The 827-nt window shown below is 66.3% G+C and carries 2 protein-coding genes; both read right to left on the bottom strand.

Translation table 11 applies throughout. From position 1 onward, the window contains the following. Window positions 1-218, bottom strand: a 218-nt coding sequence (locus tag QZH66_RS17305) for an ATP-binding cassette domain-containing protein (protein ID WP_305807078.1), incomplete at its 3' end; no start/stop codon positions are given. Next, window positions 215-827, bottom strand: a 613-nt coding sequence (locus QZH66_RS17300; protein WP_305807077.1) for an ABC transporter permease, incomplete at its 5' end; no start/stop codon positions are given. The genes QZH66_RS17305 and QZH66_RS17300, both read right to left, overlap by 4 nt.

Here is an 827-nt window from a genome sequence, read left to right as displayed (position 1 = left end):
TCGATGCGGCCCGGCGCATCGACCAGGCCCATGATGGAAAAGCCGGTGACCGACTTGCCCGAGCCCGATTCGCCCACCAGGCCCAGCACCTTGCCGCGCTGCAAAGTGAACGACACGCCGTTGACCACCGGCAGCACGCCGGCGCGCGTGTGAAAGCGCGTTTGCAGACCGCGCACTTCGAGGGTCGGTATTTCTTCTTGGGAGATGTCGGCGCTCATTTCTGCAGCCTCGGGTTCAGCACATCGCGCAGCTGGTCGCCGACCAGGTTGATCGCCATGATGGTGGCGAGCAGGGCCACGCCAGGGAAGAAGCTGATCCAGTATTCGTTGGACAGCAGGTATTGGTAGCCGTTCGAGATCAGCAGGCCCAGCGAGGGCTCGGTGATCGGCACGCCCAGGCCCAGGAACGACAGCGTGGCCTCCAGCGTGATGGCGCGTGCGATCTGCAGCGCGCCGATCACCAGGAGCGGCGGCAGGCAGTTGGGCAGGATGTNGTATTCGTTGGACAGCAGGTATTGGTAGCCGTTCGAGATCAGCAGGCCCAGCGAGGGCTCGGTGATCGGCACGCCCAGGCCCAGGAACGACAGCGTGGCCTCCAGCGTGATGGCGCGTGCGATCTGCAGCGCGCCGATCACCAGGAGCGGCGGCAGGCAGTTGGGCAGGATGTGGCCGGTCAGGATGCGCCAGCGCGGAATGCCCTGGCCGCGCGCCGCCTCGACGTATTCGCGGTTCGTCTCGACGAGCGCCTGGCCGCGCGCGGTGCGCGCGTAGTAGGCCCATTCAAGCAGCACCAGCGTCAGGATCACGTTGCCCACGCCCTTGCCCACA

Source organism: Stenotrophomonas sp. YIM B06876 (assembly GCF_030711595.1).
GTDB lineage: Bacteria > Pseudomonadota > Gammaproteobacteria > Xanthomonadales > Xanthomonadaceae > Stenotrophomonas.
Note: the sequence above shows the minus strand (reverse complement) of the source record. Positions and strands in the feature narration are given on the sequence as shown.